A 24,531-nucleotide genomic window follows, 5' to 3' on the forward strand; every position below is an offset into this window, starting at 1 on the left:
GCGATTTATCGGTTAGATTTCTGATATGACAGTATCTTGGACCCCACATCGCTTCACCGGCGGCATTCTTGCGCTCGATACGGCCAACACCGTGGTGTTGCGCAACGATCCGGAAAAGACTTTCGACCGTTTTGCCGATCCGGCCGAGATCGCGCGCTTCGCCAACGCCGCAACCGGCTTTCGCGGTGCCGAGCTTGGCGGCAGACCGCTGGAGGCGACCTCGCCGGACAGCATCGCTCCGGTGGTGCTGGCGATCCGCGAGACGACCGACCGCCTGTTTCGCGGCGCGGTGTCGAAAGGTGCGCTTGCCGCCGGCGACCTCGCCGCTTTTCTCAAGGCCTGCGCCAACGGCCTCGATCGGAGCCCTGCCGAAATCGGCGCACCGGGTAGACCGTTCGGCGATCCATCGACGCCGATCGCGTTCGAGGCGGCGCTGGCGGTTTCGGCCTTGTCGCTGCTGCGCGACGACACGGTCGCCAGGCTCAGGATCTGTCCCAATTGCAGCTGGCTGTTCGTCGACAGGAGCCGCAATTCCAGCCGCCTTTGGTGCGATATGGCTGTGTGCGGCAACCGCCAGAAAGCAAGCCGTCACTATCGCCGCCGCACGGCGGCACATGAGGTCAACAATGCTTAGGGTTGTTTTTCGTTCGATCCTTGTCGGTGCTGCGCTCATTGCAGCCGTTGCGCTTGGCGCCTGCCGCGACACCGGCGGCGACGGCAAGCTGTTCGAGGTTTCCGGCAAGGTCGTCGTCTTCAATTACCGCCTCGCCCGGGCGACCTATGTCGTGACGCTGCGGCCCCTGCAGCCGATGGGCGAAGGCCAGGTTGCGGTCGCCAGCTTCCAGAATCCGGCTGGCGGTCCTCCCCTGGTGATCGAGCAGAAGGTCTGGCCGAAGCTCGACAAGGTCAGCCTGGAAAGCCCGGCGCTGACCTGTATCGTCAAGGACAAGCCCTATGCGATTTCGATCAGCATCAGGGGTCCTGACGGCACGTTCCTGCAGAAGATCGACACGACGCTGATGTCGAGCGAGGACCAGTCGATCCTTCCCGACCGGCCGCTGGTGGTCGACCAGCTCTATACGGCCAATCCCGATCTTGCCGGCCATCCCGACGGCAAGCTGCCGGGTGAGCCGAAGCCGGATTGCTCGAAAGGCTGACGCGTCTTTGCCCGGCGCGACTGCGTGGAAATTTCTGGTCGCCGGACAACCGCCGCGGACCGATTTCGTGCCGAATACGCGACGGCAGCGGATCGTTCGTTGCGCTTTGCCTGGCACTTTCGATTTCGTTTGACCTGCCTTGCAAGCGGAGAAAGACTGCGCCATCTCACTCCTACGTTGGCTGCGCGCCCCCGGTGCTGTCTCCGCAGAGGAAATGCCTGATGACGCTGCACGACGTCGCGCTCGACGACAAGTTCGATCTTGGTAAGGAGCGCATCTTCCTGTCCGGCGCACAGGCGGTCATCCGCATGCTTTTGATGCAACGCGAGCGCGACCGCCGGGCCGGCCTCAACACGGCCGGCTTCGTGTCCGGTTATCGCGGCTCGCCGCTCGGCGGCCTCGATATGCAGCTGTGGCGGGCGAAAAAGCAGCTGGCGCAGGCCGACATCGTCTTCCAGCCCGGCCTCAACGAGGAGCTTGCCGCCACCGCCTGCTGGGGCTCTCAGCAGACGGAATTAATGGGCGAAGGCAAGCATGACGGGGTGTTTTCGGTCTGGTACGGCAAGGGACCGGGCGTCGACCGCTCCGGCGACGTTTTCCGCCACGCCAACCTCGCGGGAACGTCGAAGTATGGCGGCGTGCTTGCGCTGATGGGCGACGATCATATGGCCGAATCATCGACCAATGCGCACGCCACCGAATTCCTGTTCGTCGACACCATGGTGCCGATCCTCAACCCGGCCGGCGTTCAGGAGATCATCGACTACGGCCTCTACGGCTTTGCCATGTCGCGCTTCGCCGGCACCTGGGCGGCTATCAAATGCGTCAAGGACAACATCGAATCCACGGCCTCCGTCGATGCCGCGCTCGAGCGCCTGAACATCGTCGTGCCGGAGTTCGATATGCCGCCCGGCGGCCTCAACATCCGCGATGAGATCGACATGCTCGGCCAGGAGGAGCGGCTGCATGAATACAAGCGCGCCGCTGCATCCGCCTTCATCCATGCCAACGGCCTGAACCGCATCGTCTATTCGGGCGGCCGCGCGCCGAAGCTCGGTATCATCACGCTGGGCAAGAGCTATCTCGATGTCCGCCAGGCGCTGGAAGACATCGGCATCGACGAGGCCGCCGCCAACCGCATCGGCATCCGCCTGTTCAAGGTCGGCTGCCCCTGGCCGCTCGACCTGCAGCATATCGCCGAATTCGCCCGCGGCCTCGACACCATCGTCGTCGTCGAGGAGAAGCGCTCGCTGATCGAGGTGCAACTGCGCGAAAACCTCTACGGCACCGCCACCCAGCCGATGATCGTCGGCAAGAAGGACGAGCGCGGCGACTGGCTGTTCCCGGCCAAGGGCGCGCTCGACCCCAACGAGATCGCCATTGCGCTGGGCGAGCGCATCCTGCGCACAATCGGCCCTTCGGAAGAGATCACTGCAAAGGTGGCAAAGCTGCGCCAGTTCCAGGCGATGCTTGCCGACACCAGCGATATCGGTTCGCGCACGCCGTTCTTCTGCTCCGGCTGCCCGCACAATTCCTCGACCAAGGTGCCGGACGGCTCGATCGCCGCCGCCGGTATCGGCTGCCATTTCATGGCGCTGTGGATGGACCGCAACACGGTCGGCTTCACCGCCATGGGCGGCGAGGGCGCACAATGGGTCGGCCAGGCGCCATTCTCCAAGCGCGGCCACATTTTCCAGAATCTCGGCGACGGGACCTACAATCACTCCGGCACGCTGGCGATCCGCTTCGCGCTGTCGACCGATGCCAACATCACCTACAAGATCCTCTACAACGACGCCGTCGCCATGACCGGCGGCCAGCCGCATGAGGGCGGCCTGACTGTCGACATGATCGCCAGGCAGGTGCGCGCCGAAGGCGTCGAGCGCATCGCCATCGTCACCGACGAGCCGGACAAATATGCGGGGAAGGCCGAATTCCCCTTCGGCGCCACCATCCACCACCGCGACGACCTCGACCTCGTTCAGCGCGAGCTGCGCGACGTCAAGGGCGTCTCGGTGCTGCTCTACGACCAGACCTGCGCCGCCGAAAAGCGCCGCCGCCGCAAGCGCGGCACCTTCCCGGATCCCGACAAGCGGGTCTTCATCAACGAACTGGTCTGCGAGGGCTGCGGCGATTGCGGGGTGCAATCGAACTGCGTCTCGATCCAGCCGGTCGAAACCGAGTTCGGCCGCAAGCGCAGAATAGACCAGTCGAGCTGCAACAAGGACTTCTCCTGCGTCAACGGCTTCTGCCCGTCCTTCGTCACCGTGCACGGCGCCAAGATCAGGAAGGCCGAAGGCATTGCCGGGCGCTCCGACCCGCTTGACGGCGTGCCGGTGCCAGCCGAATTCCCGCTCGGTAGCGAGGGTTGGGCGGCGATCATCGACGGCGTCGGCGGCACCGGCGTCGTCACCATAGGTGCTGTGCTCGGTATGGCCGCCCATCTCGAGGACAAGGGCTGCGGCATGATCGACATGGCCGGCCTCGCCCAGAAGGGCGGTTCGGTGTTCACTCATGTCCGCATCGCCCGCACGCCGGACGACATCCACGCGATCCGCGTTTCGGCCGGCAAGGCCGACCTGGTACTCGGCTGCGACCTTGTCGTGTCCGGCGCCAAGAAGGTGCTTGGCGCGGTGCGCGAAGGCCATACCATCTTCCTTGCCAACACCGCCGAGATCATGCCTGGCGAGTTCGCCCGCTCGGCCGATTTCTCGCTGCCCATCGAGCGCCTGAAGAAGGCGATCCGCGCTGCCGCTGGCGACGACAAGACGCATTTCTTCGACGCGACGGGCACCGCCACCCAATTGTTCGGCAATTCGCTCGGCGCCAACATGTTCATGCTCGGCTTCGCCTTCCAGCATGGCGGGCTGCCGCTGTCGGCGCAAGCCGTTGAAAATGCAATCGAATTGAACGGCGAGGCGGTGGCGATGAACATCGCCGCCTTCCGCTGGGGCCGGCGCGCCGCGCATCAGCCGGAGTTTGTGCGCGGCCTGGTCGCCCAGCCGGGCAAGGCCACTGAGATCGCCAAGACGCTGGACGATATCATCGCCCGCCGCGTCGCTTTCCTCTCTGCCTATCAGAATGCCGCCTATGGCAGGCGCTACGCCGAGAAGCTGGCGGTTTTGCGTGCTGCCGAGGCCAAGGCCGTGCCTGGCTCGACCGCGGTGACCGAGGCCGCCGCCAGAAACCTGTTCAAGCTGATGGCGATCAAGGACGAATATGAGGTGGCGCGGCTCTACACCGACGGCTCCTTCGCTATGGAGCTCTCAAAACAGTTCCAGAGCTACGAAAAGCTCGAATTTCATCTGGCGCCGCCGATCATGGGCAGGCGCGGCAATGACGGCAAGCCGAGGAAATCGAGCTTCGGCCCGTGGATGATGAAGGGATTTCGCCTGCTGGCGGCGCTGAAAGGCCTGCGCGGCACGGCCTTCGACGTGTTCGGCTACAGCACTGAGCGGCGCATGGAGCGGCAGCTTCTGGCCGGCTATGAGGCCGATCTGGAGCTTGTCGCCAAAGCACTTGCGCCAGGCAGGATCGAGGCCGCCATCGCCCTTGCCTCGGTGCCGGCGCTCATTCGCGGCTACGGCCATGTCAGGCAGGCCAGCGCCGAAAAGGCGGCGGATGAACGAAATCGCCTTCTTGAACGATTCAAGTTGCCGGTGCAGCCAAGCGCATTACAAGCCGCTGAGTAGCCAAAAGGGCCGGAAAAACAGGCCCTTCAGCGCGAGCTAAAGGTTTTTTAATGGGACTATGCCAAGGCTGTGGTTCAGTTGGGCGCCAGTAATGGGCAGAACAAAGACCGATAACATCCCTGTGGATGTTTATATCCAGTTTGTGCGCTCGTTGTTTGACAACGCGCATATGCTGGTCATTGGCGCGCTTTGCCACGCAACCGCCAGCCTTATGGTCTATTGGCGCAACGGCCAGCCTGTCTTCCTGGTTCTTGCCGGAGCACTGCTTGGCATCGGCGTTTGGCGGTATTTCAGCTTGCGGCGGTTCCATCGCCTGGGTGGTTCCATCCACGATGCCTTGGATGCGACACGATGGGAGCGCGAATATATCCTGAACGGCAGCATCCAGGGGCTGATGCTGGGCCTGTTCTGCTTCATTTCGATCTATGTCTACTCGGATGCGTATGCCGAGATCGCAGCGCTCGCCATAACGCTTGGCTCTCTGGTCACGGTCGTAGGCCGAAACTACGGCTCGCCCCGCATGGTCACGATCTTCGCGGTAACCTTCGTCGGGCCGATCGCAGCAGCCCTTATCCTCAGGTTTGACATCCCCAGTGTCGTGCTTGGGCTGCTCATCATCCCGTTCATGTTCATCATCAAGGGCAGTGCCGACCATGTGCGCAACGTGCTGTTCTCGGCCGTGGTCGGGCATAAGCAGGCGAGGCAAATCGCGCAGCGCTTCAACCGCGCACTCAACACCATGTCGCATGGCCTGGTCATGCTCGGACCCGACGGCAAGGTCGTGGTCGGCAATGCCGAAGCCGCGCATCTGATGTCGCTGCGCTCTCCCGACCAGCTGCTCGGGCGGTCGATCCATTCGCTGCTCCTGCGCGGCGTTGCGGGCGGCATGCTGGCGCCGAAAGACTGCCGCTATGTCGAAGCGCAGCTGACGCGCGCGTTGCGCGAAGGCCGTGACCGCAAGGTGCTGGTCTCCTTCTCCAATGGCCAGCACTACGAGTTCTCGGCCCGCGAGGGCAATCAGGACCTCGGCGTCATCACCTTCGAGGACGTCACCGCCCGCGTCGAGTCCGAAGAAAAGATCCGCTTCATGGCGCGCTATGACAGCCTCACCGGCCTGCCGAACCGCGCCTATTTCCATGAGCTCGTCGGCGAGGCCATGGCGTCGGGCAGCCGCGACCGGCTGTGCGCCCTGGCGGTGCTCGATCTCGACGATTTCAAGAGCGTCAACGACACACTTGGCCATCCGGTTGGCGATGGGCTGATCTATGCCGTTGCCGAGCGACTGGCGGCCGTCGCCGGGCAAGGCGTCAATGTCAGCCGCTTCGGCGGCGACGAGTTCATGATCTTCTTCGACCGCGTCGAGGATGAAAGCCATCTGACCGGCCTGCTCGACCAGATCTTTGCCGATCTGCAGGGCGAAGTCGATGTCGCTGGTCACAGCCTGCGCATCCAGGCAAGCGCGGGCGCCGTGCTGTCCAGGGTCGAGGACACCGATGTCGACGCCATGATCGTCAAGGCGGATCTGGCGCTCTACAAGGCCAAGGAACTCGGCAAGAACAACTGGCGACTGTTCGAGGCGGCGATGGATGCGGCGTTCCGCAACCGCCAGATGATGAAGGCCGACCTGCGCACGGCGGTCGAAGGCAAGGCCTTGCGGGTGGTCTATCAGCCCATCGTGGCGATGAACACCATGCGCATCGCCAGCTGCGAGGCGCTGTGCCGCTGGGATCATCCCGACCTTGGGCCGGTTTCGCCCAGCGTCTTCATTCCGCTGGCCGAAGAAATGGGCATCATTTCCGAGATCAGCACCTTCGTGCTCGCGGCGGCCTGCGCCGAATGCGCCAAATGGCCCGCACAGACCAGCGTCTCGGTCAACCTTTCGGCCAAGGATTTCCGCAGCCGCGACGTCGTCCAGAAGGTTCGCGACGCGCTTGCCACTTCGGGGCTCGCCGCCGGCCGCCTCGAGATCGAAGTCACCGAAACCGCGCTGCTCGACGACAAATCGCTGACGCGCCAGTATATCGAGGAACTGAAGCAGCTTGGCGTGCGCATCGCGCTCGACGATTTCGGCACCGGCTATTCAAGCCTGAGCTACCTCCACAAGCTGCCGCTCGACAAGATCAAGATCGACCGTTCGTTCCTGATGGACGTGACCCAGAACAAGCGTTCGCTCGACTTGTTGAAGGGCATCGTCGACCTGACCCGCGTGCTCGGGCTGACCGTCACCATCGAAGGTGTGGAAACGTTCGAACAGCTGAAGATCCTGGTGCATTCGGTGAAACCCGACCTCGTCCAGGGCTTCCTCTTCGGCGCAGCTCTCAGCGCGTCCGGCATCGAAACGATGTCCAATGTGACCTGGCCCTTCGCCGCGGAATTGCGGCCCGTCGCCAAACTCGCGACCACATGAAGCCCAACCTTTAAATCGCGCTTGAAAGCCGTCACAAAAGCTGTGAATTGCCAAAACGTTAACCTATTGTTAACGTTAATATTCGGTAAACACAGACGATTAGAGTTTCATCTTCTTGTTCATTCGGTCGTCCGGTATGGTTTAGTTGCGACGGCACGAGGGTAACAATGGAAACTCAGCTAGCAGGTATGCCTCTGGTGGCTTCTAGGGCCACCGCTCAGTCTCCTTCGGTGTTTTCTCGTCATATCATGGACGTCCTGGAGCACGTCGAGTATCGCCTTTGCGACGGTGCCGAGGATTTGGAAGCCATCTATCGACTTCGCTACAAATCCTACCTTCATGCTGGCATGGTGAAGCCCGATGCCTCGCGTATGGTAAAGGACGACTTCGACGATCTGCGCAATTCCTACCGATTTGGCGTGTTCTTCGATGGTGTTCTGGTCAGCACCATCAGAATCCACTACGCCTGCGCGAAATACCCTGTTTCCCCCAGCACCGCCGTGTTCGGCGACACGCTGGCGCGGCGGCTGGCAGTTGGCGAGACGTTCGTCGATCCAAGCCGTTTCGCTGCCGATATCGAGTGGTCGACCAGCCTGCGCGTGCTGCCCTACGTGACGCTCAGGCTTGCGGTCGTAGCTTGCAGCCACTTCAAACCGACATATTGCCTGACGGCGGTCAAGGAAGAGCATGCCGGCTTCTATCATCGCATCTTCCGTTCCGAGCAGGCGGTGCCCCCGCGCATCTATCCCGGTCTCACCGTTCCCGTGCATCTGTTCCAGTCGAAGTGCTCCGAAAACATGCAGGCGACGCTGGATCGCTTCCCGTTCTTCAACTCCACGGCGTTCGAGCAGCGCATGCTCTTCCAACGCCCCAAGAGCGGCGAACTCGCACCGCTAACCATCCTGCCCACCGCCAAGTTTTTCCGCGAAGCCGCCTGACACCACTGAAGCCTGCGTAATTTGGCACGCGAACTCTGGAGCTTTCCCGCCGCTTCCGCGTTCTGGATGACGCCGACGCGGCCATAGAAAGGAACCGACATGCATATTCCCGAGCTAGCACTGACCCCGCTGATCTCGCTGATTGCCGGCGTGCTGATCCTGGTGATGCCGCGGCTGCTCAACTACATCGTCGCGCTCTATCTGATCGTCATTGGGCTGCTCGGGCTGTTTCCGCATCTGGCCGGTTGAAACGCAAAACCCTCAACGTTCGACGTTAGGCCGGCGACAAGCCCTATCGCCGGCTTTCAACATTCCTTTGAGGCTGTTGTCACTGGTCGTGCGGCAATAGCGCCATTGCTCTTGGCCCGGCTTTTCGCTATGTGCCTCAAAGATGTCTTCGAAGGGGTATTCCTATGGCTGATCACACGCCGACCGGTCCTGTCGAACTGGGCGCGAAGATGGACTATGCCGAACATGACCGCACCTATCATGGCTTTCTGGCGCTGGCCAAATACGGCTCGCTGTTCTGCGGCGCCCTGCTCCTGGCCATGGCTTTCGGCTTCTTCGCAGGCGGTTTCTTCTCCGCGACCATCCTGTTCGTGCTGATCCTAGCCCTCGGCGCCTTCATTCTCCGATAGTCTCTTCAGACCCTTGCCAAGGGCGTAGCCGGACATCCGGCCGCACTCTTTCGCAAAGCCGCACTCTTGCGCAAACAGGTTCCAGCCGAAAGGATCATGCGGTGGGACAGACGGTTTTCATCCCTCGCGAGCTCGATGCCAGCGAGCCTCGTGTCGCGGCCTCGCCCGATACCGTGAAGCGGCTGGCGGCGCTGGGCTTCGACGTCACCGTCGAGACGGGCGCCGGCACCAGGTCGCGCATTCCCGATGAGGAGTTCGCCAAGGCGGGCGCCGCGATCGGCAAGGCTTCGGATGCGAGCCGGGCGAATGTAGTGCTGAAGGTGCGCCGGCCGACCGATGCCGAGTTGAAGGGCTACAAATCGGGTGCGGCGGTCATTGCCATCATGGATCCCTACGGCAATGATGCCGCGGTCGCGGCGCTTGCCGAGGCTGGGATCACCGCCTTCTCGATGGAATTCATGCCGCGCATCACCCGCGCCCAGTCGATGGATGTGCTGTCGTCGCAGGCCAATCTCGCCGGCTACCAGGCCGTGATTGACGGCGCATCGGAGTATGACCGCGCGCTGCCGATGATGATGACTGCGGCCGGCACCGTGCCGGCGGCGAAGATCTTCATCATGGGCGTCGGCGTTGCCGGCCTGCAGGCGATCGCCACGGCGCGCCGTCTCGGCGCTGTCGTCACCGCCACCGACGTTCGTCCCGCCGCCAAGGAACAGGTGGCGTCGCTTGGCGCAAAGTTCCTCGCCGTCGAGGACGAGGAGTTCAAGGCGGCCGAGACCGCCGGCGGCTACGCCAAGGAAATGTCGAAGGAGTACCAGGCCAAGCAGGCAGCGCTCACCGCTGAGCACATCGCCAAGCAGGACATCGTCATCACCACGGCGCTGATCCCCGGCCGGCCGGCGCCGAAGCTGGTGTCGGCGGCGATGGTCGCCTCGATGAAGCCGGGTTCGGTGATCGTCGACCTCGCCGTCGAGCGCGGCGGCAATGTCGAAGGCGCGGTTGCGGGTCAGGTGGTGACGACGGCCAACAACGTTAAGATCGTCGGCCACCTCAACGTGCCCGGCCGCGTCGCCGCATCGGCCTCGCTGCTCTACGCCAGGAACCTGTTCGCCTTCCTCGAGACGCTGGTCGACAAGACCAGCAAGACGCTCGCCATCAACCGCGAAGACGATCTGGTTAAGGCGACGATGCTGACCGACGCTGGCCGCGTGGTGCATCCGGCCTTCGCCAAGGCGGCGGAACAGCCCCATATCGAACCGGCGGCCATGCCGGCCGAGACCATGGTGGCTGATGCCACGCCGAAGAAGGCTGCACCGAAAAAGGCGTCCGACAAAGCCACTGCCGGCAAGTCCGCCGCCAAGCCGAAGGGGATCGCGTGATGGATCAGACCTTGCAGAAAGCCCTCGATCAGCTCGACCAGGCAAGTGCCGCCGTCCGGCTGGCTGTGCAGAACCTGGCCAACGCGCCCGGTGGCGTCGATGCGGCGGGCGATGCCGCGCACGCACTGTCCGGCGGCGCCATCGATCCCTTCGTCTTCCGCTTCGCCATCTTCGTACTTGCGATCTTCGTCGGATACTACGTCGTTTGGTCGGTGACGCCGGCGCTGCACACGCCGCTGATGGCGGTCACCAACGCCATCTCCTCGGTCATCGTCGTCGGCGCGCTGCTGGCCGTCGGCATCTCGGCCTCCGGCATTGCCACCGGCTTCGGCTTCGTCGCGCTGATGCTGGTCTCGGTCAACATCTTTGGCGGCTTCCTGGTCACCCAGCGCATGCTGGCCATGTACAAGAAGAAGGACCGGTAGAGCGCCATGAACGCCAACTTCGCGTCCTTCCTCTACCTGGTCTCTGGCGTCCTGTTCATCATGGCGCTTCGCGGCCTATCTCATCCGACCACCAGCCGCCAAGGCAATCTCTACGGCATGATCGGCATGGGCATTGCCATCGCCACCACGCTGGCGCTGGCGACTCCGTCCGCCGGGCGCTTCGGCCTGATCGTGCTTGGTCTAGCCATCGGCGGCGGCGTCGGCGCCGTTACAGCGCGCCGCATCGCCATGACGTCGATGCCGCAGCTGGTCGCCGCCTTCCACTCGCTGGTCGGCCTTGCCGCCGTCATGGTCGCGGCAGCCGCCATCTACGCGCCGGAAAGTTTCGGCATCGGCACGAATGGCGACATCCACGCCCAGGCGCTGATCGAGATGAGCCTTGGCGTTGCCATCGGCGCCATCACCTTCACCGGCTCCGTCATCGCCTTCCTCAAGCTCGATGGCCGCATGTCGGGCAAGCCGATCATGATCGGCGGCCGTCACATCATCAACGCGGTCCTCGGCATCGCGCTGATCGTGCTGATCGTGCTTCTGGTCACCACCGAGGCCAAGCTGGTATTCTGGCTGATCGTCGCGGCGTCGCTGGCGCTCGGCGTCCTCTTGATCATCCCGATCGGCGGCGCCGACATGCCGGTCGTCGTCTCGATGCTGAATTCTTATTCCGGCTGGGCCGCCGCGGCACTCGGCTTCACGCTTGGCAATCTGGCGTTGATCATCACCGGCGCGCTGGTCGGCTCGTCCGGCGCCATCCTGTCCTACATCATGTGCAAGGGCATGAACCGGTCGTTCATCTCGGTCATCCTCGGCGGCTTCGGCGGCGAGACCGTGGCGGTTGCCGATGACGGCATCGAACGCACGGTCAAGCAGGGCTCGGCCGACGACGCTGCCTATCTGATGATGAACGCACAGAAGGTCATCATCGTGCCGGGCTACGGCATGGCGGTCGCCCAGGCCCAGCACGCGCTGCGCGAAATGGCCGACAAGCTCAAGGCCAATGGCGTGGATATCAAATACGCCATCCACCCCGTGGCCGGCCGCATGCCCGGCCACATGAACGTGCTGCTCGCCGAAGCCAATGTTCCCTATGACGAAGTGTTCGAACTGGAAGACATCAACTCCGAGTTCGCGCAGGCCGATGTCGCCTATGTCATCGGCGCTAATGACGTCACCAATCCGTCCGCCCGCGACGACAAGTCGTCGCCGATCTACGGTATGCCGATCCTCGACGTCGACAAGGCCCGCACCTGCCTGTTCGTCAAGCGCTCGCTCGGCTCGGGCTACGCCGGCATCGACAACACGCTGTTCTACAAGGACGGCACCATGATGCTGCTCGGCGACGCCAAGAAGATGACCGAGGAAATCGTCAAGGCCATGGATCACTGACCCCGCCGCAACCTTCCACTGGAAGGTTGTCGGTCCATCATCGGAAACAAAAAGCCCGGTTCGACCGGGCTTTTCGATGTTGAAGACCGGTTAGCGGCTGGTCAGGAAAACCGCTTCCTCGTCGTCGCGCTGCCTGCCGCCCAGTGCTGCCGCAGCGCTGGCGATGAAGGCGCCGATAACCAGCGACAGGGCGCCAAGCAGGGCGAAGGTGGCGCTGCCTTTCCGGGCGGCGTCGGCGGCCTGCTTGGCCTTGACCTTGGCGTCCTCGACCCTGGCCACCAGGGCGTCTACACGTGCCTTGGCGTCGGCCTCGGAGACACCGGTGCGGGCGGCAACCAGCTGCGACAGATAGGTCTTGTCGTCAGCCGAAATTTCGCCTGCCGCCGCACTGGCGATGAGGATGCGCGAGGCCTGTCCGACCGCCGCGGCATCGCTGTCCGGATTGGCCGCCGCGAGCCTGGCGGCATCAGCCGGACGGAACAGCGTATCCACGAGATAGGATGTCGCATTGTCGGTCGGTGCGCTGCCGGCATTGGCGGACGCGCCGGCCGAAGCACCCATGGCGGCGCCCGAGGCAACAGTAGAAGCCGCCTGTACGCCTGAACCAAGCACTGCCGACAGCGCCGACCCGAGAATGCCGACGACCAGCAATGTCGCCAGCGCCCAGGCGAGGAGGCCGTGCGCGGTGTCACGGAAATAGACCTCGTCGGTGTGGATGCCGACCCATTTGGTGCGCAGGCGTCCGGCAAGATAGCCACCGACCCCGGAGGACAGCCATTGCACGATGATGAGCCAGATGGCGCCGGACACCGCGAAGGTGGTCAGCGAGGCACTGGCGCCGGACCACGGCGAGACCATGGTCAGCCCCAGCCCCGAACCGAGCAGCATGAGGATGAAGGTCAGCGTCGAGGCCGCGAAGGCGCCGGCGACGATCGGACCCCAGCTGACGGCCGGGGCGGAGGATTCTGTTGAGGCGGATACGTCGACAGCCGATACGGTGGACTGCATCGACGCCTCCTACCGTACGAACAGCATAATGAGAATGATGATCGGGATCGGAATACCGAGCAACCAGAGCAAAATACCGCGTCCCATAAAGAGCCTCCCTGCGAGAAATTGATCGATGTCGTCACAATGTTCCTGAGCGATTTCCGTTCCGAAGGGCAATGAAATGATTTGCTTGCCGGGAACGGAACTATTTTCCGCGCGGCCCGAGGCACGACTGCGAAACTGTGGATTGGTTCACGGAGTTCCACATGGGCTGCCGTGTATTGTTGGCTCGGTGAGCCGGGGGTAGCATGAGCGATCCCGCCGTCGGATGTCGTCAACGGAGACGCTGATGCCCAAGACTGTCGCATCGCTGGCTTACAAAAAGGCGCAGCCCGGCCAGGCGGTGGTGATCGTGCATGGCATGGGCGAGCAGCGGCCGATGGGTACGCTGAGGGGATTCGTCCAGGCGGTCTGGAGCAGCGATCCCACCCGTGCTCCACCCTACGCCCAGATTCCCGATCCGGCCGTTTCCGGCGCCACGATCAACCGGAGCTGGATCACGCCCGACAGCCGGACCAAGTCACACGAGCTGCGCCGCATCACCACGCCCTACGACGTCGATGGCCGCCGTACCGATTTCTACGAGCTTTATTGGGCCGACATCACGCAAGGCACGACGCGCGGCCGGCTGGCCGCCTGGGTGACGAACCTGTTGTGGCGCAAGCCCGCCGACATTCCGCTCGACGCCCGCAAGCTTTACGTCGCCACACTTCTGATCGTTATCGTCATTCTGGGCGCAGCACTCGTGCTGGCAACATCGGTCTGGCAACAGGCCGTTACCTTGACGACCGGCCTGATGATCACCACCCTCGCTTCTTTTGTCATCTGGGCGGTGGATCAGTTCGCCCTGCCCTATTTCGGTGACGTCGCCGCTTATGTGCGCGCCGAGGCGGCGACGATCGAGAAGCGTGCGCTGATCCGCGACAGAGGCCTGACGTTGCTCAAGACGCTGATGAAGGACGATGCTTACGACCGCATCGTGCTGGTCTCGCACAGCCTTGGGTCGATCATCGCCTATGATTTGCTGCAGATCCTGTGGGCCGAGTTCCGGCCGCGAAGGCTGGAAGCGGTCCGCGACAAGGCCAAACTGGCGGCGGTCGAGGCCATCGACAAGGCAACGCTCGGCTCTGATGGGTCAGCGTGGCCAAACAATCTTGAAGACCTCGCCGGGTTCCGGCGCGGCCAATGGGCGCTCTACCAGCAGCTTCGGACCAAGGACGCCGACCACCCGCTGCCCTGGAAGATCAGCGATTTCGTCACGCTTGGCAGTCCGCTCTCCCACAGCGAATTCCTGGTGACCTACAATCTCGCGGAATTCAGGCGTGGCCTTGCCGAGCGCCTGTTCTCGGCCTGCCCGCCGATTGCCGATGACGGGCGCGCCGGCGGCACCGTGCTTTACCAGGAAGGACACAGCCAAGCAGGCAAGGCGCAGCGCGCGGTGCATCATGGCGCGGTGTTTGCGGCAACGCGCTGGACGAACGTCTACGACCGCGGCAATGGCTGGGCGACAGGCGATCCGATTTCCGGTCCGATGACGGAAAATTTCGGCCCCGGTGTGGAGAACATCCAGGTCGAGCTTCGCAGCTCACTTGGCCGTATCTTCACCCACACGCTTTATTGGTCATCGACGGCAAACGGCGTCGAAATCGCCCTGCCGGCGGGCACCGCGCCGCGCTCGCATCTGCAAGTGCTGCGCGACGCGGTGGACCTTGGTCGGAAGCTGGAGCCAAAGGCCTGACCCGGAGTGGAGCTCCGGCGGCAAGGCCCCCAGCCCTCAAATGTCCAGATTGGCAACTGACAGCGCGTTGTCCTGGATGAATTCGCGCCGCGGTTCGACCTCGTCGCCCATCAGCCGCGAAAACAGCGAATCCGCATCGGTAGCGTCATTGACCTTGACCTGCAGCAGCGAGCGCACATTCGGGTCGAGCGTGGTTTCCCACAGCTGCTCGGCATTCATCTCGCCGAGGCCCTTGTAGCGCTGCATGGTCAGGCCCTTGCGGCCGGTCGCAAACACCGCGTTGAGCAGCGCCAGCGGCCCCGAAATGACTTCGGAGACATCCTTGCGGCGCAGCACCGGCGGCTCGCCATAGACTTCCATGAGGCGCGGGGCATAGCGGTCGAGCTGGCGTGCGTCGGCCGAATTTATCAGCCCGGCATCGAGCTGCGCGAATTCCTTGACGCTGCGCACCGTGCGTTCGAACACGTAGCCGCCGACGCCCTCATTGGAGGTCGACAGCCGGCCGGTCCAGCCGCGCTCGGTGTCTTCGGCAATGATGTCGAGGCGCTGGGCGACGCGCTCGGCCATGGCGTTGGCGCGGCCGAGATCGTTCAACACGTCGGCATTGAGCGCGCCGGCGATCGCCGCCTGTTCGACCACACCCCTGTTGTAGCGCGTATGCAGCCCGTTGATGAGCTGGCGTACTGCCAGTGCATCGTCGATCGAGCCGCGCAGATCCTGTCCGGCCCGCGCCTCGCCGGAGGCAAGCGTCAGCGACGCCTCTTCCAGCCCGGAGCCGATCAGGAATTCCTCGAAGGCGCTCTCGTCCTTGATGTATTGCGAGCTTTTTCCGCGCGTCACTTTGTAGAGCGGCGGCTGGGCGATGTAGAGATGGCCGCGCTCGATCAGCTCCGGCATCTGGCGGAAGAAGAAGGTGAGCAGCAAGGTCCTGATATGGGCGCCGTCGACGTCGGCGTCGGTCATCAGGATGATCTTGTGGTAGCGCAATTTGTCGGCGTTGAACTCGTCCTTGCCGATCGAGGTGCCGAGCGCGGTGATCAGCGTGCCGATCATCTCGGAGCCGAGCATGCGGTCGAAGCGGGCGCGCTCGACATTGAGGATCTTGCCGCGCAGCGGCAGGATCGCCTGGTTCTGGCGCGAACGGCCGCCCTTGGCGGAGCCGCCGGCCGAGTCACCCTCGACGATGAAGATTTCGGATTTCGCCGGGTCGCGTTCCTGGCAGTCGGCAAGCTTGCCGGGCAGAGAGGTGACGCCGAGCGAGCTTTTGCGGGTGATGTCGCGGGCCTTGCGCGCGGCTTCGCGCGCCGCAGCCGCCTGGATCACCTTGTCGATGACCACCTTGCCCTCGGTCGGGTGTTCTTCCAGCCAGGTGCCAAGCGCCTCGTTGACCAGGCCTTCGACCACGGGCCGCACCTCTGACGAGACCAGCTTGTCCTTGGTCTGCGAGGAGAATTTCGGATCGGGAACCTTGACCGACAGCACCGCCGTCAGGCCTTCGCGGCAGTCGTCGCCGATCAGCGCCACCTTTTCCTTCTTGGTCAGGCCCGACGATTCGCCATAGCCGGTGATCTGGCGCGTCAGCGCGCCACGGAAGCCGGCCAGATGGGTGCCGCCATCGCGCTGCGGGATGTTGTTGGTGAAGGCCAGCACGTTCTCGTGGTAGCTGTCGTTCCACCACATCGCCACTTCGACGGTGATGCCGTCGCGCTCGGCCTTGATGGCGATCGGCTTGTCGATCAGCGGTTTCTTGACCCGGTCGAGATATTTGACGAACTCTTCCAGGCCGCCATCATAGTGCAACTCGTGGCGCACGAGATCGGCATGGCGGGCATCGGTCAAAATGATGCGCACGCCGGAATTCAGGAAGGCGAGCTCGCGCAGCCGGTGCTCCAGCGTGCCGAAGTCGAACTCGACCATGGTGAAGGTTTCGGACGACGGAAAGAAGGTGATCTCGGAACCGCTGCGGCCCTCATAGGTGCCGGGCTGCTTGTTCTGCTCATAGCTGCCGGTCGCCTTGAGCGGCGCATCGGCATTGCCATGCGTGAAGCTCATCTCGAAAATCTGGCCGTTGCGGCGGATTTTCAGCTTCAGCCAGGCCGACAACGCGTTGACCACCGAGACGCCGACGCCGTGCAGGCCGCCAGACACCTTGTAGGAATTCTGGTCGAATTTGCCGCCGGCATGCAGCTGCGTCATGATCACTTCGGCCGCCGAAATGCCTTCGCCAGTGTGAATATCGGTCGGAATCCCGCGGCCATTGTCGATAACGGTGACCGAACCGTCGGGATTGAGCGTCACCGTGACCAGATCGGCATGGCCGGCCAGCGCCTCGTCGATGGCGTTGTCGACCACCTCATAGACCATGTGATGCAGGCCCGAGCCGTCATCGGTGTCGCCGATATACATGCCCGGCCGCTTGCGGACAGCGTCCAACCCCTTCAAAACCTTGATGGAATCGGCGCCGTATTCGGCCTCAGCGCCGTTGGCGTTGTCGCTTTGATCGCTCATGAAAACCTGTCTGATTGATGCCGCATGCTCAGCGCGAAAAAATGGCTTCGAATCACGCCGCTTTGATGTCCTAGATATAGGCGCAAAAGGCGATTTTTCCAAGGTTTGCGGGGATTTCAGGGCTGAATCCCGAGCTGGCAGCCGGCTATTTTTTCGCGGCTTTCAATTTGGCCAGAAGTCGGCGCAGATATCTGATCGTGGGTTTGTCCCTCGGCGCCAGTTTGCCTGTGCGGTCAAGCTCCAGCGTCAGGTCTAGCGCCTGCGACAACACAGCCTTCGGATTCTTCGCCACATAGGCATAGTTGATGTAGGCCTGTACCAGATCGAATTGCCAGATCGCATTGTCCGGATCGGACAGGGCCAACCGCTGGCGGATGGCCAGGCTGGCTTCGAAGGCCTTCTTCGAGCCATCATAGTGGCGCTGCTTGGTCTCCAGCAGGCCTATTTCCTCGAACGTGATCGACAGGTCGCGCTGCCAGTCGGAATTGCCCGGGTCGAGATTTGCCAACCGGTTGGCAATAACGAGACTGTCCTGATAGTTCTGCAAAGCACCGGCGATATTGCCCTGGGCATCAAACACGCCGGCAATTTTTTCCAAACAGACCGATAGGTCGCGCTGCCAGTCGGTGTTGCCTGGGTCGCTTGCGGCAAGGTCTCGCGCCGTGGCCAGCGCTTGCTGGTAGGCCTCCAACGCGAGTGGCCAGTCCTTCTGGTCGCCGTAAGCATTGCCGATCTTGGCGTAACCGACCGACAGGTCGCGCTTCAAATCGGTGTCGTTTGAGTCGCGGCGCACCAGCGCTTCGGCGATTATTTGGCTCTTGTGGTAGGCGTCGAGCGCGCCCGCAGCGTCGCCACGCTCGCGCAGGACGTCGCCGATCCTTGTGTAGCTGACGGAGACGGCGCGCTGATGCCTGGGGTCGTCGGGGTTGTTCTGCGCCAGCGCCAGCCGAATTCTCAGGCTCTCTTCGAATGCAGTCTGGGCGCCATCCAGCTGGCCGGCGGTGCGGGCAAGACCGCCGATTTCGTCGTAGGTAATGGTCAGGCCGCGCAGCAGATAGACGCTGTTCGGCTCGGCGTCGGCCAATTGCTGCTTGATGGACAGGCTTTGCCGATAGGCTTGGGCTGCCGCACCCGCATCGCCTTGCGTCGCCAGTACGTTGCCGATCTTGTCATTGGCCATGGCCAGATCGCCGAGCCAGTCTTTTTTGTCAGGGACCCTTGCAGTCAGATCCTGCAGCATGTCCCTGGCCGCCTCATAGTTTTGCAGGGAGGCCGGCAGATCGCCTTGCGCCATCTTGATGTTGGCGAACTTGATATGGCCGATGGCGAGGTCCCGCTTGACGCTCGGATCGGTTTCTTGACGCGCTCGCTGCTCAAGATTGGCGACCAGCGCCGCAAAGGCGCGGCCGGCGGCGTCGGTTTTGCCAATCGTTGTGTAGAGGATGCCGAGCTCTTCCAGCGTGCGGCTTTGGCGGTCGGCCTGTTCCAGGCTGAGAGAGGTCTGTCCGGCTTCGCCATAGAGCGCCAGCACCGTTTCATAGTCCTTGATGGCGGTGGCATAGTCGAGGGTGGCGCGCGCCGCGGCGCCCGAGAGAAATAGCGTCGCGGCTTCGGACAGGGTGCGGCTGACGAAATTGGCCTTCAACGCCTGGCGCGAGACATTGTCGACGTCGGCGGCCTTGGCGAGGATCACGCGTGCACCATCGAAAGCGCCGAGCGCCAACTGTTCCTCGGCCTGGCGGCGCAGTTCGGTCACCTGCGGGTCGTCGGCGGCCAGCGTCTTCATCTCGCCGCGCACCTTGACGAAGGCGTCGGCGGCCTCGCGCAGCTTGGCGTCCAGGCTTTCGCCGGAGAGATGGCTGGTGTCGGAACTGATCAGCGCGCCATAGAGCGGCGCCAGCGGCATGTCGGCATCGCTGGCGACACGCTCGACCGCGCCGCGCATTTCCGGCGTCACATCGGCCATGGCAAGCAGCAGCCGCTCGCGCTCCGGCAATTGTTCCTTGGCCGCCGAGGCGAAGAACAGCTTCGGCAGCCCGCTCTCGACGTAGGGCAGCTGTTTCCCGCGCGAAAGGTCGTAGACCTCCTGCTGCACCAGCGTCAGCACCGAGCGGATTTCGAGCCCGTCGGTGCCGAGATATTTGGTCAGCGCCGCTGTAAAGGGCGAATTCGCACCGGTACCGTCGGCAGCCGTCTCGCCGGGCGCCGCCGAAAAGGCGAACAGGATGTTTTCCGCCTTGCCGACGCGTCCGAGGCCCGGCTTGATCTTGTCCACAAGGCCCTTGATCAGCGATGTCGCGCCGCGTCCGTCGCCGCTGCCGCCCGTGAACGGATCGCTGCGGCAGGCGTCGAGCACGATCAGCCCGACCTTGGCCGTGGCGGCCACCGCGTCGCGCACCTCTTCCAACGGCAGGCTGGTCTTTTCCAGCCGATCGAGCGAGGAGGCATCGGCATCGACCGGCAGCAGCCGGTTGTCGCCGGAGATTTCGACGCCATGGCCGGAGAAATACACCAGCGCCACGTCGGCGCCCTTGGCATCCTCGCGAAAATCATCGAGCGCACGGCGCATGCGCCTGAGATCACGGTTGGTTTCGAGAACGACCTCGAATCCAAGCGTCTTCAGCGCCGCTTCCATCGCCTCGCCGTCATTGACCGGATTGGCGAGCTTCCGCACCAGCCGGTAGTCGTTATCGGCAATGACCAGCGCCACGCGCCGCTCCGCCACCGCCGTGGCGGTGGTCGCAAGCATCAACAGCAAGGCAAACAACAGGCGCAAATCGAACCGCCCCCGGCTCAGTCACCTGCCGACCATTCCACCTCTTTATGGCATGAGCAAGCCGGGGCCGGCTGCGTTACGCAGCCCGCATCGGCTTCAGCGCCCCGCTCCAGCGCGAGAGCTCGTCCAGCATGGTCTTGGTCCCACCCTCTACCTGCTCACTAGCCTGGAAGGAGCCGTCGCTCTCCAGCAGTTTCTGATACATCGGCAGCGCGACGCCTTCCGAGATGGGCATGACGCCCACCGCGGTCAGCAGCGGCTTCAGCGCCTGCGCGGCGCGCAGGCCTCCGGAAACCCCGCCATAGCTGAAGATGGCGGCAGGTTTGTATTTCCACTCGCGCGATAGATAATCGATCGCGTTGACGATCGCCGGAGCGACGAAATAATTGTATTCCGGCGCCACGAAGACAAAGGCGTCGGCGGCGTCGATTGCCTTCGACCAGGCCTTCGTATGGTCCTTCTCGTATTTGCCGAGTTTCGGATGGTGCGGTTCGTCCAGAACCGGCAGCTGGAATGCGGCAATGTCGGTCAGCACCGGTTCGAATTTGCCGTGCTCGCGGGCAAAATCCTCCAGCCAATGGGCGAAGACCGGCCCGGCGCGGCCCGGCCGCGTGCTGCCGATGATGATGTTCAGCTGGTGCTTCAAGCGGGCTCTCCTGGTGGCAGTATCTGTTAGTGACTATCACCTACGGCAGAGTGCCCTATTGGACAAGGCGCGAGCGTTTCACAGGCGGTCACGATCCGATGAACAGATTGTCTGTCGAGGCATTCTCGCTACAGCGTTTCAGTTTGCCGTTCGGTCACATGGACGCCCGGATTGCCAGCCACTACATCTGAGCTATCAGCGGAGCACCTCATGGACACGCAGCCCGTCCCCTTCGTGCCGCCGGCGCCCAGGCCGCGCACGACGCCGCCTTCGACGCTGGAGATGATGCGGATCGTCTACCGCAATCCGCTCGAACTGTGGGGCGAGCACACCTACAACGAGCCCTGGATTTCGGCGAATGGCGTCGGCGGGCATCTGATCGTCGCCAACGATCCCGGCCTTATCCGCCACGTGCTGATCGACAACGCCAAGAACTACAAGATGGCGACGGTGCGCCAGATGATCCTGCGACCGATCTTGCGCGACGGGCTGTTGACCGCCGAAGGCGAGGTGTGGAAGCGCTCGCGCAAGGCGATGGCGCCGGTGTTCACGCCGCGGCATATCTTCGGCTTCGCCGAGCCGATGCTGCGCCGCACGATGCAGTTCGTCGCCCGCTATGACGAAGGCGGCATGACCGATGTCGCCCATGACATGACGCTGCTCACCTACGATATCCTGGCCGAGACGCTGTTTTCGGGCGAGATTGCGGGCGAGCCCGGCAGTTTCGCGCAGGAGATCGACCGCCTGTTCGAAACGATGGGCCGTGTCGATCCGCTCGACCTGTTGCGCGCGCCCGAATGGCTGCCGCGGCTGACCCGCATCCGCGGCCGCAAGACCATGGCCTATTTCCGCAAGATCGTCACCGATACGGTCAAGATGCGCGAGGAGCGGCTGAAGCGCGACCCCGACACCGCGCCGCAGGATTTCCTGACGCTTCTGCTGCGCGCCGAAGGCCCCGACGGGCTGACGCGGGCGGAAGTCGAGGACAACATCATCACCTTCATCGGCGCCGGCCACGAGACCACCGCGCGGGCACTGGGCTGGACGATCTACTGCCTCGCCGAAGCGCCGTGGGAGCGTGAAAAGGTCGAGCGCGAGATCGAGGCCGTGCTGGCGCGCGAACCCGACCCAACGAAATGGCTCGACGCAATGCCGTTCACCCGCGCCGCCTTCGAGGAGGCGCTGCGGCTTTATCCGCCGGCGCCGTCGATCAACCGCGAGCCGATCGAGACGGAGACCTGGAACGATCTGGTGCTCCCCAAGCGCGCGGCCGTACTGGTGATGCCTTGGGTCGTCCACCGCCACAGAAAACTGTGGGACATGCCCGACGCCTTCATGCCCGAACGCTTCCATCCGGGAAACCGCGAGAAGATCGACCGCTTCCAGTATCTGCCGTTCGGCGCCGGTCCGCGCATCTGCATCGGCGCCAGCTTCGCCATGCAGGAGGCGATCATTGCGCTGGCCATCATGCTGTCGCGCTTCCGCTTCGATGTGACCGCCGAGACCAAGCCGTGGCCGGTGCAGAAACTGACGACACAGCCGCAAGGCGGCCTGCCGATGCAGGTGACGCGGCGCGTTTAACGGCGCAACGCCTTGTTACGCGATACCGGCGGGCTTGCGCTGGAACTGGCCTGCGGCGCGGAAGCGCCAGAGATAGCTGGGCAGGATGGTGCCGATAGACTGCGGCTGGATGTCGAGGCCGGCAAGGTTCCGGTTGGCCTTGTTGGCTTCCTCCGACACGATGTTGGGCTGGCGCAGCAGCAGCACCTGGTCCTTGGTCAGCAACGGGTTGGGCAGCAGGCCGAGGATCGAGGCCTGCAGATTGGCCATCCACCACGGCACCGGTACCAGGAGCCGCTTGCGCTCGATGACAGTGAGCAGTTCTTCCATGCACTGCTTGAAGGTGAGCACTTGCGGCCCGCCGAGTTCATAGATCTGGCCGCCCTTGACCTTGCCCTCGACCGAACGCGCCACGGCTTCGGCGACATCGCCGACATAGACCGGCTGGAACTTGGTCTGGCCGCCGCCGATCAGCGGCAGCACCGGCGAATAGCGCGCCATGTCGGCGAAGCGATTGAAGAAACTGTCCTCCGGTCCGAAATTGATCGACGGACGGAAGATGACGGCGTCCGGGATCGTCTCCAGGACGGCCTTTTCGCCGAGCGCCTTGGTGCGGGCATAGTCGGATTCGGCGTTGAGGTCGGCGCCCAGCGCCGAGATGTGGGTGAGCCCTGCGCCGACCGAGCGTGCGGCTTCGGCGACGGCGCGGGCGCCGAATTCGTGCACGGTGTTGAATTTCTGCCGGCCGCTTTCATGCGGGATGGCGACCAGATTGACGACATGGTCGGCGCCCTGCACGGCGCGGTCGACCGACCAGCGCACGCGCACATTGGCCTGCACCGGCTGGATCTGGCCGACATTGCCGAGCGGCTGCAGATGTCCCGCCAGATCGGGCCGGCGCACCGCCACCCTGATGCGGTAGCCGCGCTTGGCCAGCGCCCGCACGATGTGGCGGCCGACGAAGCCGGAGCCGCCGAAGACGACCACGAGCTTGGGGATCTGCAGGATTTCGGTCATGGCTGGCTCCGGCGCTCGAAAGCTTGGCTGAAGCCGTTTCATAGTCCGTTTTGGGCCAAAGGCAAAGGGTGACGCGTCGTCGCTGCCACCCTCTTATAGACCCTTCAGAACGCCTTGCCGATGCGCGCGTCGACCGACTGGTGGTTGCCGCCGCGGATAACGAAGAACAGCAGGATCGCCGCCCATAGAAGCGACTTTTCAGCGCCGGAAAAGCCCTGGCCGACAGTGATCCAGTGGAACCAGACGGTGACCAGCAGCACGATCATGCCGGCAAAGGCGGCGGGCCGAGTCAACAGGCCGATGGCGATCAGAATGCCGCCGAAGAATTCGGTGCAGGACAAAAGCAACGACCAGAACGCGCCGGGATAGAAGCCGAGGCCTTCGACCATCTCGGCGGCGCCGAAAGGGTTGGTGATCTTCTGCGAGCCGTGAATGGTGAGAAACCCGCCGGCGACGACGCGCAGAAGGGTTTCGGCGCCGTCATGCAGCGACGAGTACAGGCGGCCAAACACCGGAATGATCAGTCTGCCGCGGGAGGCGTCGGTGGTTGCGGACATCGTAGCTCCTGTTGTTGTGATGACCTCTCGCAAACGCCCGATGGTCCCATCAAGTCAAGTTAACAAAAGTTAACTTTCACCGTCATGTTTATTGCTCACGGAGGGATGAAACGCAGAAAACCCCGCCGAAGCGGGGTTTTCCGGGCAGCATCATGACGAAGCCAGGGGCCGACGGAGCGGCCTGACCTGAGACGGTATCAGGAGGGCGTGAAGCAAGTACGCCCACCCCAGCCCTGGACATCCGACATGGTGCCGCCGACCTGCTTGCAGGCCGCGATGAAGTCGGCGCTGCAATTGGCAAATTTGGCGTGGCCGTTCTTGCAGTAATGGTCCTCGGTTGCACCGCCGCTCGGAGCCGTGATGACGCCGGCCGAAGATGGCTTGACCGGCGCGGCCTTCAGGGAGGCCGCCTGGGTGGCGCCCATGAAAGAACCGAGCAGAAGGACTGCTATCAGCAAGGTGGTCTTGGTGTTGGTCATGATGATTTCCTTTGATTGCGGTTGATGTTTCCGGAGCGCAAAGGGCACACCCTTCGCGTGAAGCAGGTTGTGTGCGTCAAGTTCTGCAAAATGGGGCGGCCATGATGCTGGTCATGCGGCTTGGCGCAGAGCGAGCTTCTTGTGCTCGCGCAGGTCGTCC

At 63.4% G+C, this 24,531-nt stretch carries 19 protein-coding genes; 12 read left to right on the plus strand and 7 right to left on the minus strand.

What is annotated here, in order from left to right:
* Positions 1-25: 25 nt before the first annotated feature.
* The 10 genes from NKI15_RS29615 to NKI15_RS29660 all read left to right on the plus strand — a co-directional run bounded on the left by NKI15_RS29615 (position 26) and on the right by NKI15_RS29660 (position 12,040).
* Complete coding sequence (locus NKI15_RS29615) at positions 26-634, plus strand: CGNR zinc finger domain-containing protein (protein WP_023750421.1); 609 nt, start codon at positions 26-28, stop codon at positions 632-634.
* Positions 627-1,157, plus strand: a complete 531-nt coding sequence (locus tag NKI15_RS29620) for a hypothetical protein (RefSeq protein ID WP_023746550.1) — start codon at positions 627-629, stop codon at positions 1,155-1,157. The genes NKI15_RS29615 and NKI15_RS29620 overlap by 8 nt, the downstream gene beginning before the upstream one ends.
* A 221-nt stretch (positions 1,158-1,378) precedes the next feature.
* On the plus strand, positions 1,379-4,849 hold the full coding sequence (locus NKI15_RS29625) for an indolepyruvate ferredoxin oxidoreductase family protein (protein ID WP_023746549.1): 3,471 nt from the start codon (positions 1,379-1,381) through the stop codon (positions 4,847-4,849).
* Between the two features lie 91 nt (positions 4,850-4,940).
* Positions 4,941-7,256: a putative bifunctional diguanylate cyclase/phosphodiesterase gene (locus NKI15_RS29630; RefSeq protein ID WP_023714564.1), complete on the plus strand. Its 2,316-nt coding sequence runs from the start codon at positions 4,941-4,943 to the stop codon at positions 7,254-7,256.
* A 167-nt stretch (positions 7,257-7,423) separates the two neighbouring features.
* A complete protein-coding gene (locus tag NKI15_RS29635; protein WP_023683521.1) occupies positions 7,424-8,194 on the plus strand; it encodes an N-acyl amino acid synthase FeeM domain-containing protein in 771 nt (256 codons plus the stop codon).
* A 99-nt stretch (positions 8,195-8,293) separates the two neighbouring features.
* Positions 8,294-8,443, plus strand: a complete 150-nt coding sequence (locus NKI15_RS29640; RefSeq protein ID WP_023671341.1) for a DUF3096 domain-containing protein — start codon at positions 8,294-8,296, stop codon at positions 8,441-8,443.
* 164 nt (positions 8,444-8,607) lie between these two features.
* Positions 8,608-8,832, plus strand: coding sequence for an aa3-type cytochrome c oxidase subunit IV (locus NKI15_RS29645; RefSeq protein WP_023671340.1), 225 nt, complete (start codon positions 8,608-8,610; stop codon positions 8,830-8,832).
* A gap of 101 nt (positions 8,833-8,933) precedes the next feature.
* A complete protein-coding gene (locus NKI15_RS29650) occupies positions 8,934-10,211 on the plus strand; it encodes a Re/Si-specific NAD(P)(+) transhydrogenase subunit alpha (RefSeq protein ID WP_023746548.1) in 1,278 nt (425 codons plus the stop codon).
* Positions 10,211-10,636 (plus strand): NAD(P) transhydrogenase subunit alpha part 2, encoded by a 426-nt coding sequence (locus tag NKI15_RS29655; protein ID WP_032891560.1) that lies wholly within the window; start codon positions 10,211-10,213, stop codon positions 10,634-10,636. The genes NKI15_RS29650 and NKI15_RS29655 overlap by 1 nt, the downstream gene beginning before the upstream one ends.
* Before the next feature lie 6 nt (positions 10,637-10,642).
* Positions 10,643-12,040 (plus strand): NAD(P)(+) transhydrogenase (Re/Si-specific) subunit beta, encoded by a 1,398-nt coding sequence (locus tag NKI15_RS29660; protein WP_352514623.1) that lies wholly within the window; start codon positions 10,643-10,645, stop codon positions 12,038-12,040.
* 90 nt (positions 12,041-12,130) lie between these two features.
* On the opposite strand, the gene NKI15_RS29665 is transcribed toward NKI15_RS29660, so the two are convergent.
* On the minus strand, positions 12,131-13,048 hold the full coding sequence (locus NKI15_RS29665; protein WP_352673564.1) for a hypothetical protein: 918 nt from the start codon (positions 13,046-13,048) through the stop codon (positions 12,131-12,133).
* 331 nt (positions 13,049-13,379) lie between these two features.
* Between NKI15_RS29665 and NKI15_RS29670 the strand changes: the two genes are divergently transcribed.
* A complete protein-coding gene (locus tag NKI15_RS29670; protein WP_352514625.1) occupies positions 13,380-14,828 on the plus strand; it encodes a hypothetical protein in 1,449 nt (482 codons plus the stop codon).
* Positions 14,829-14,864: 36 nt separating this feature from the next.
* Here NKI15_RS29670 and gyrB read toward each other — a convergent pair whose 3' ends face one another.
* The 3 genes from gyrB to NKI15_RS29685 all read right to left on the minus strand — a co-directional run bounded on the left by gyrB (position 14,865) and on the right by NKI15_RS29685 (position 20,758).
* Positions 14,865-17,336, minus strand: coding sequence for a DNA topoisomerase (ATP-hydrolyzing) subunit B (gyrB, locus tag NKI15_RS29675; protein WP_023732636.1), 2,472 nt, complete (start codon positions 17,334-17,336; stop codon positions 14,865-14,867).
* Between the two features lie 145 nt (positions 17,337-17,481).
* Positions 17,482-20,112 (minus strand): caspase family protein, encoded by a 2,631-nt coding sequence (locus NKI15_RS29680; protein WP_023742602.1) that lies wholly within the window; start codon positions 20,110-20,112, stop codon positions 17,482-17,484.
* Positions 20,113-20,188: 76 nt separating this feature from the next.
* Positions 20,189-20,758, minus strand: a complete 570-nt coding sequence (locus NKI15_RS29685; RefSeq protein ID WP_023742603.1) for an NADPH-dependent FMN reductase — start codon at positions 20,756-20,758, stop codon at positions 20,189-20,191.
* Between the two features lie 210 nt (positions 20,759-20,968).
* Between NKI15_RS29685 and NKI15_RS29690 the strand changes: the two genes are divergently transcribed.
* A complete protein-coding gene (locus NKI15_RS29690) occupies positions 20,969-22,339 on the plus strand; it encodes a cytochrome P450 (RefSeq protein WP_023742604.1) in 1,371 nt (456 codons plus the stop codon).
* Positions 22,340-22,354: 15 nt separating this feature from the next.
* Here NKI15_RS29690 and NKI15_RS29695 read toward each other — a convergent pair whose 3' ends face one another.
* The 3 genes from NKI15_RS29695 to NKI15_RS29705 form a co-directional block, all read right to left on the minus strand.
* A complete protein-coding gene (locus NKI15_RS29695) occupies positions 22,355-23,335 on the minus strand; it encodes a complex I NDUFA9 subunit family protein (RefSeq protein WP_023742605.1) in 981 nt (326 codons plus the stop codon).
* A 104-nt stretch (positions 23,336-23,439) separates the two neighbouring features.
* Positions 23,440-23,892: a DoxX family protein gene (locus tag NKI15_RS29700; RefSeq protein WP_023742606.1), complete on the minus strand. Its 453-nt coding sequence runs from the start codon at positions 23,890-23,892 to the stop codon at positions 23,440-23,442.
* Positions 23,893-24,089: 197 nt separating this feature from the next.
* Positions 24,090-24,371 (minus strand): hypothetical protein, encoded by a 282-nt coding sequence (locus tag NKI15_RS29705; RefSeq protein ID WP_023671327.1) that lies wholly within the window; start codon positions 24,369-24,371, stop codon positions 24,090-24,092.
* Between the last annotated feature and the right edge of the window lie 160 nt (positions 24,372-24,531).

The sequence above is a fragment of the Mesorhizobium sp. M0862 genome (genome assembly GCF_040319795.1).
Classification (GTDB): Bacteria; Pseudomonadota; Alphaproteobacteria; order Rhizobiales; family Rhizobiaceae; genus Mesorhizobium.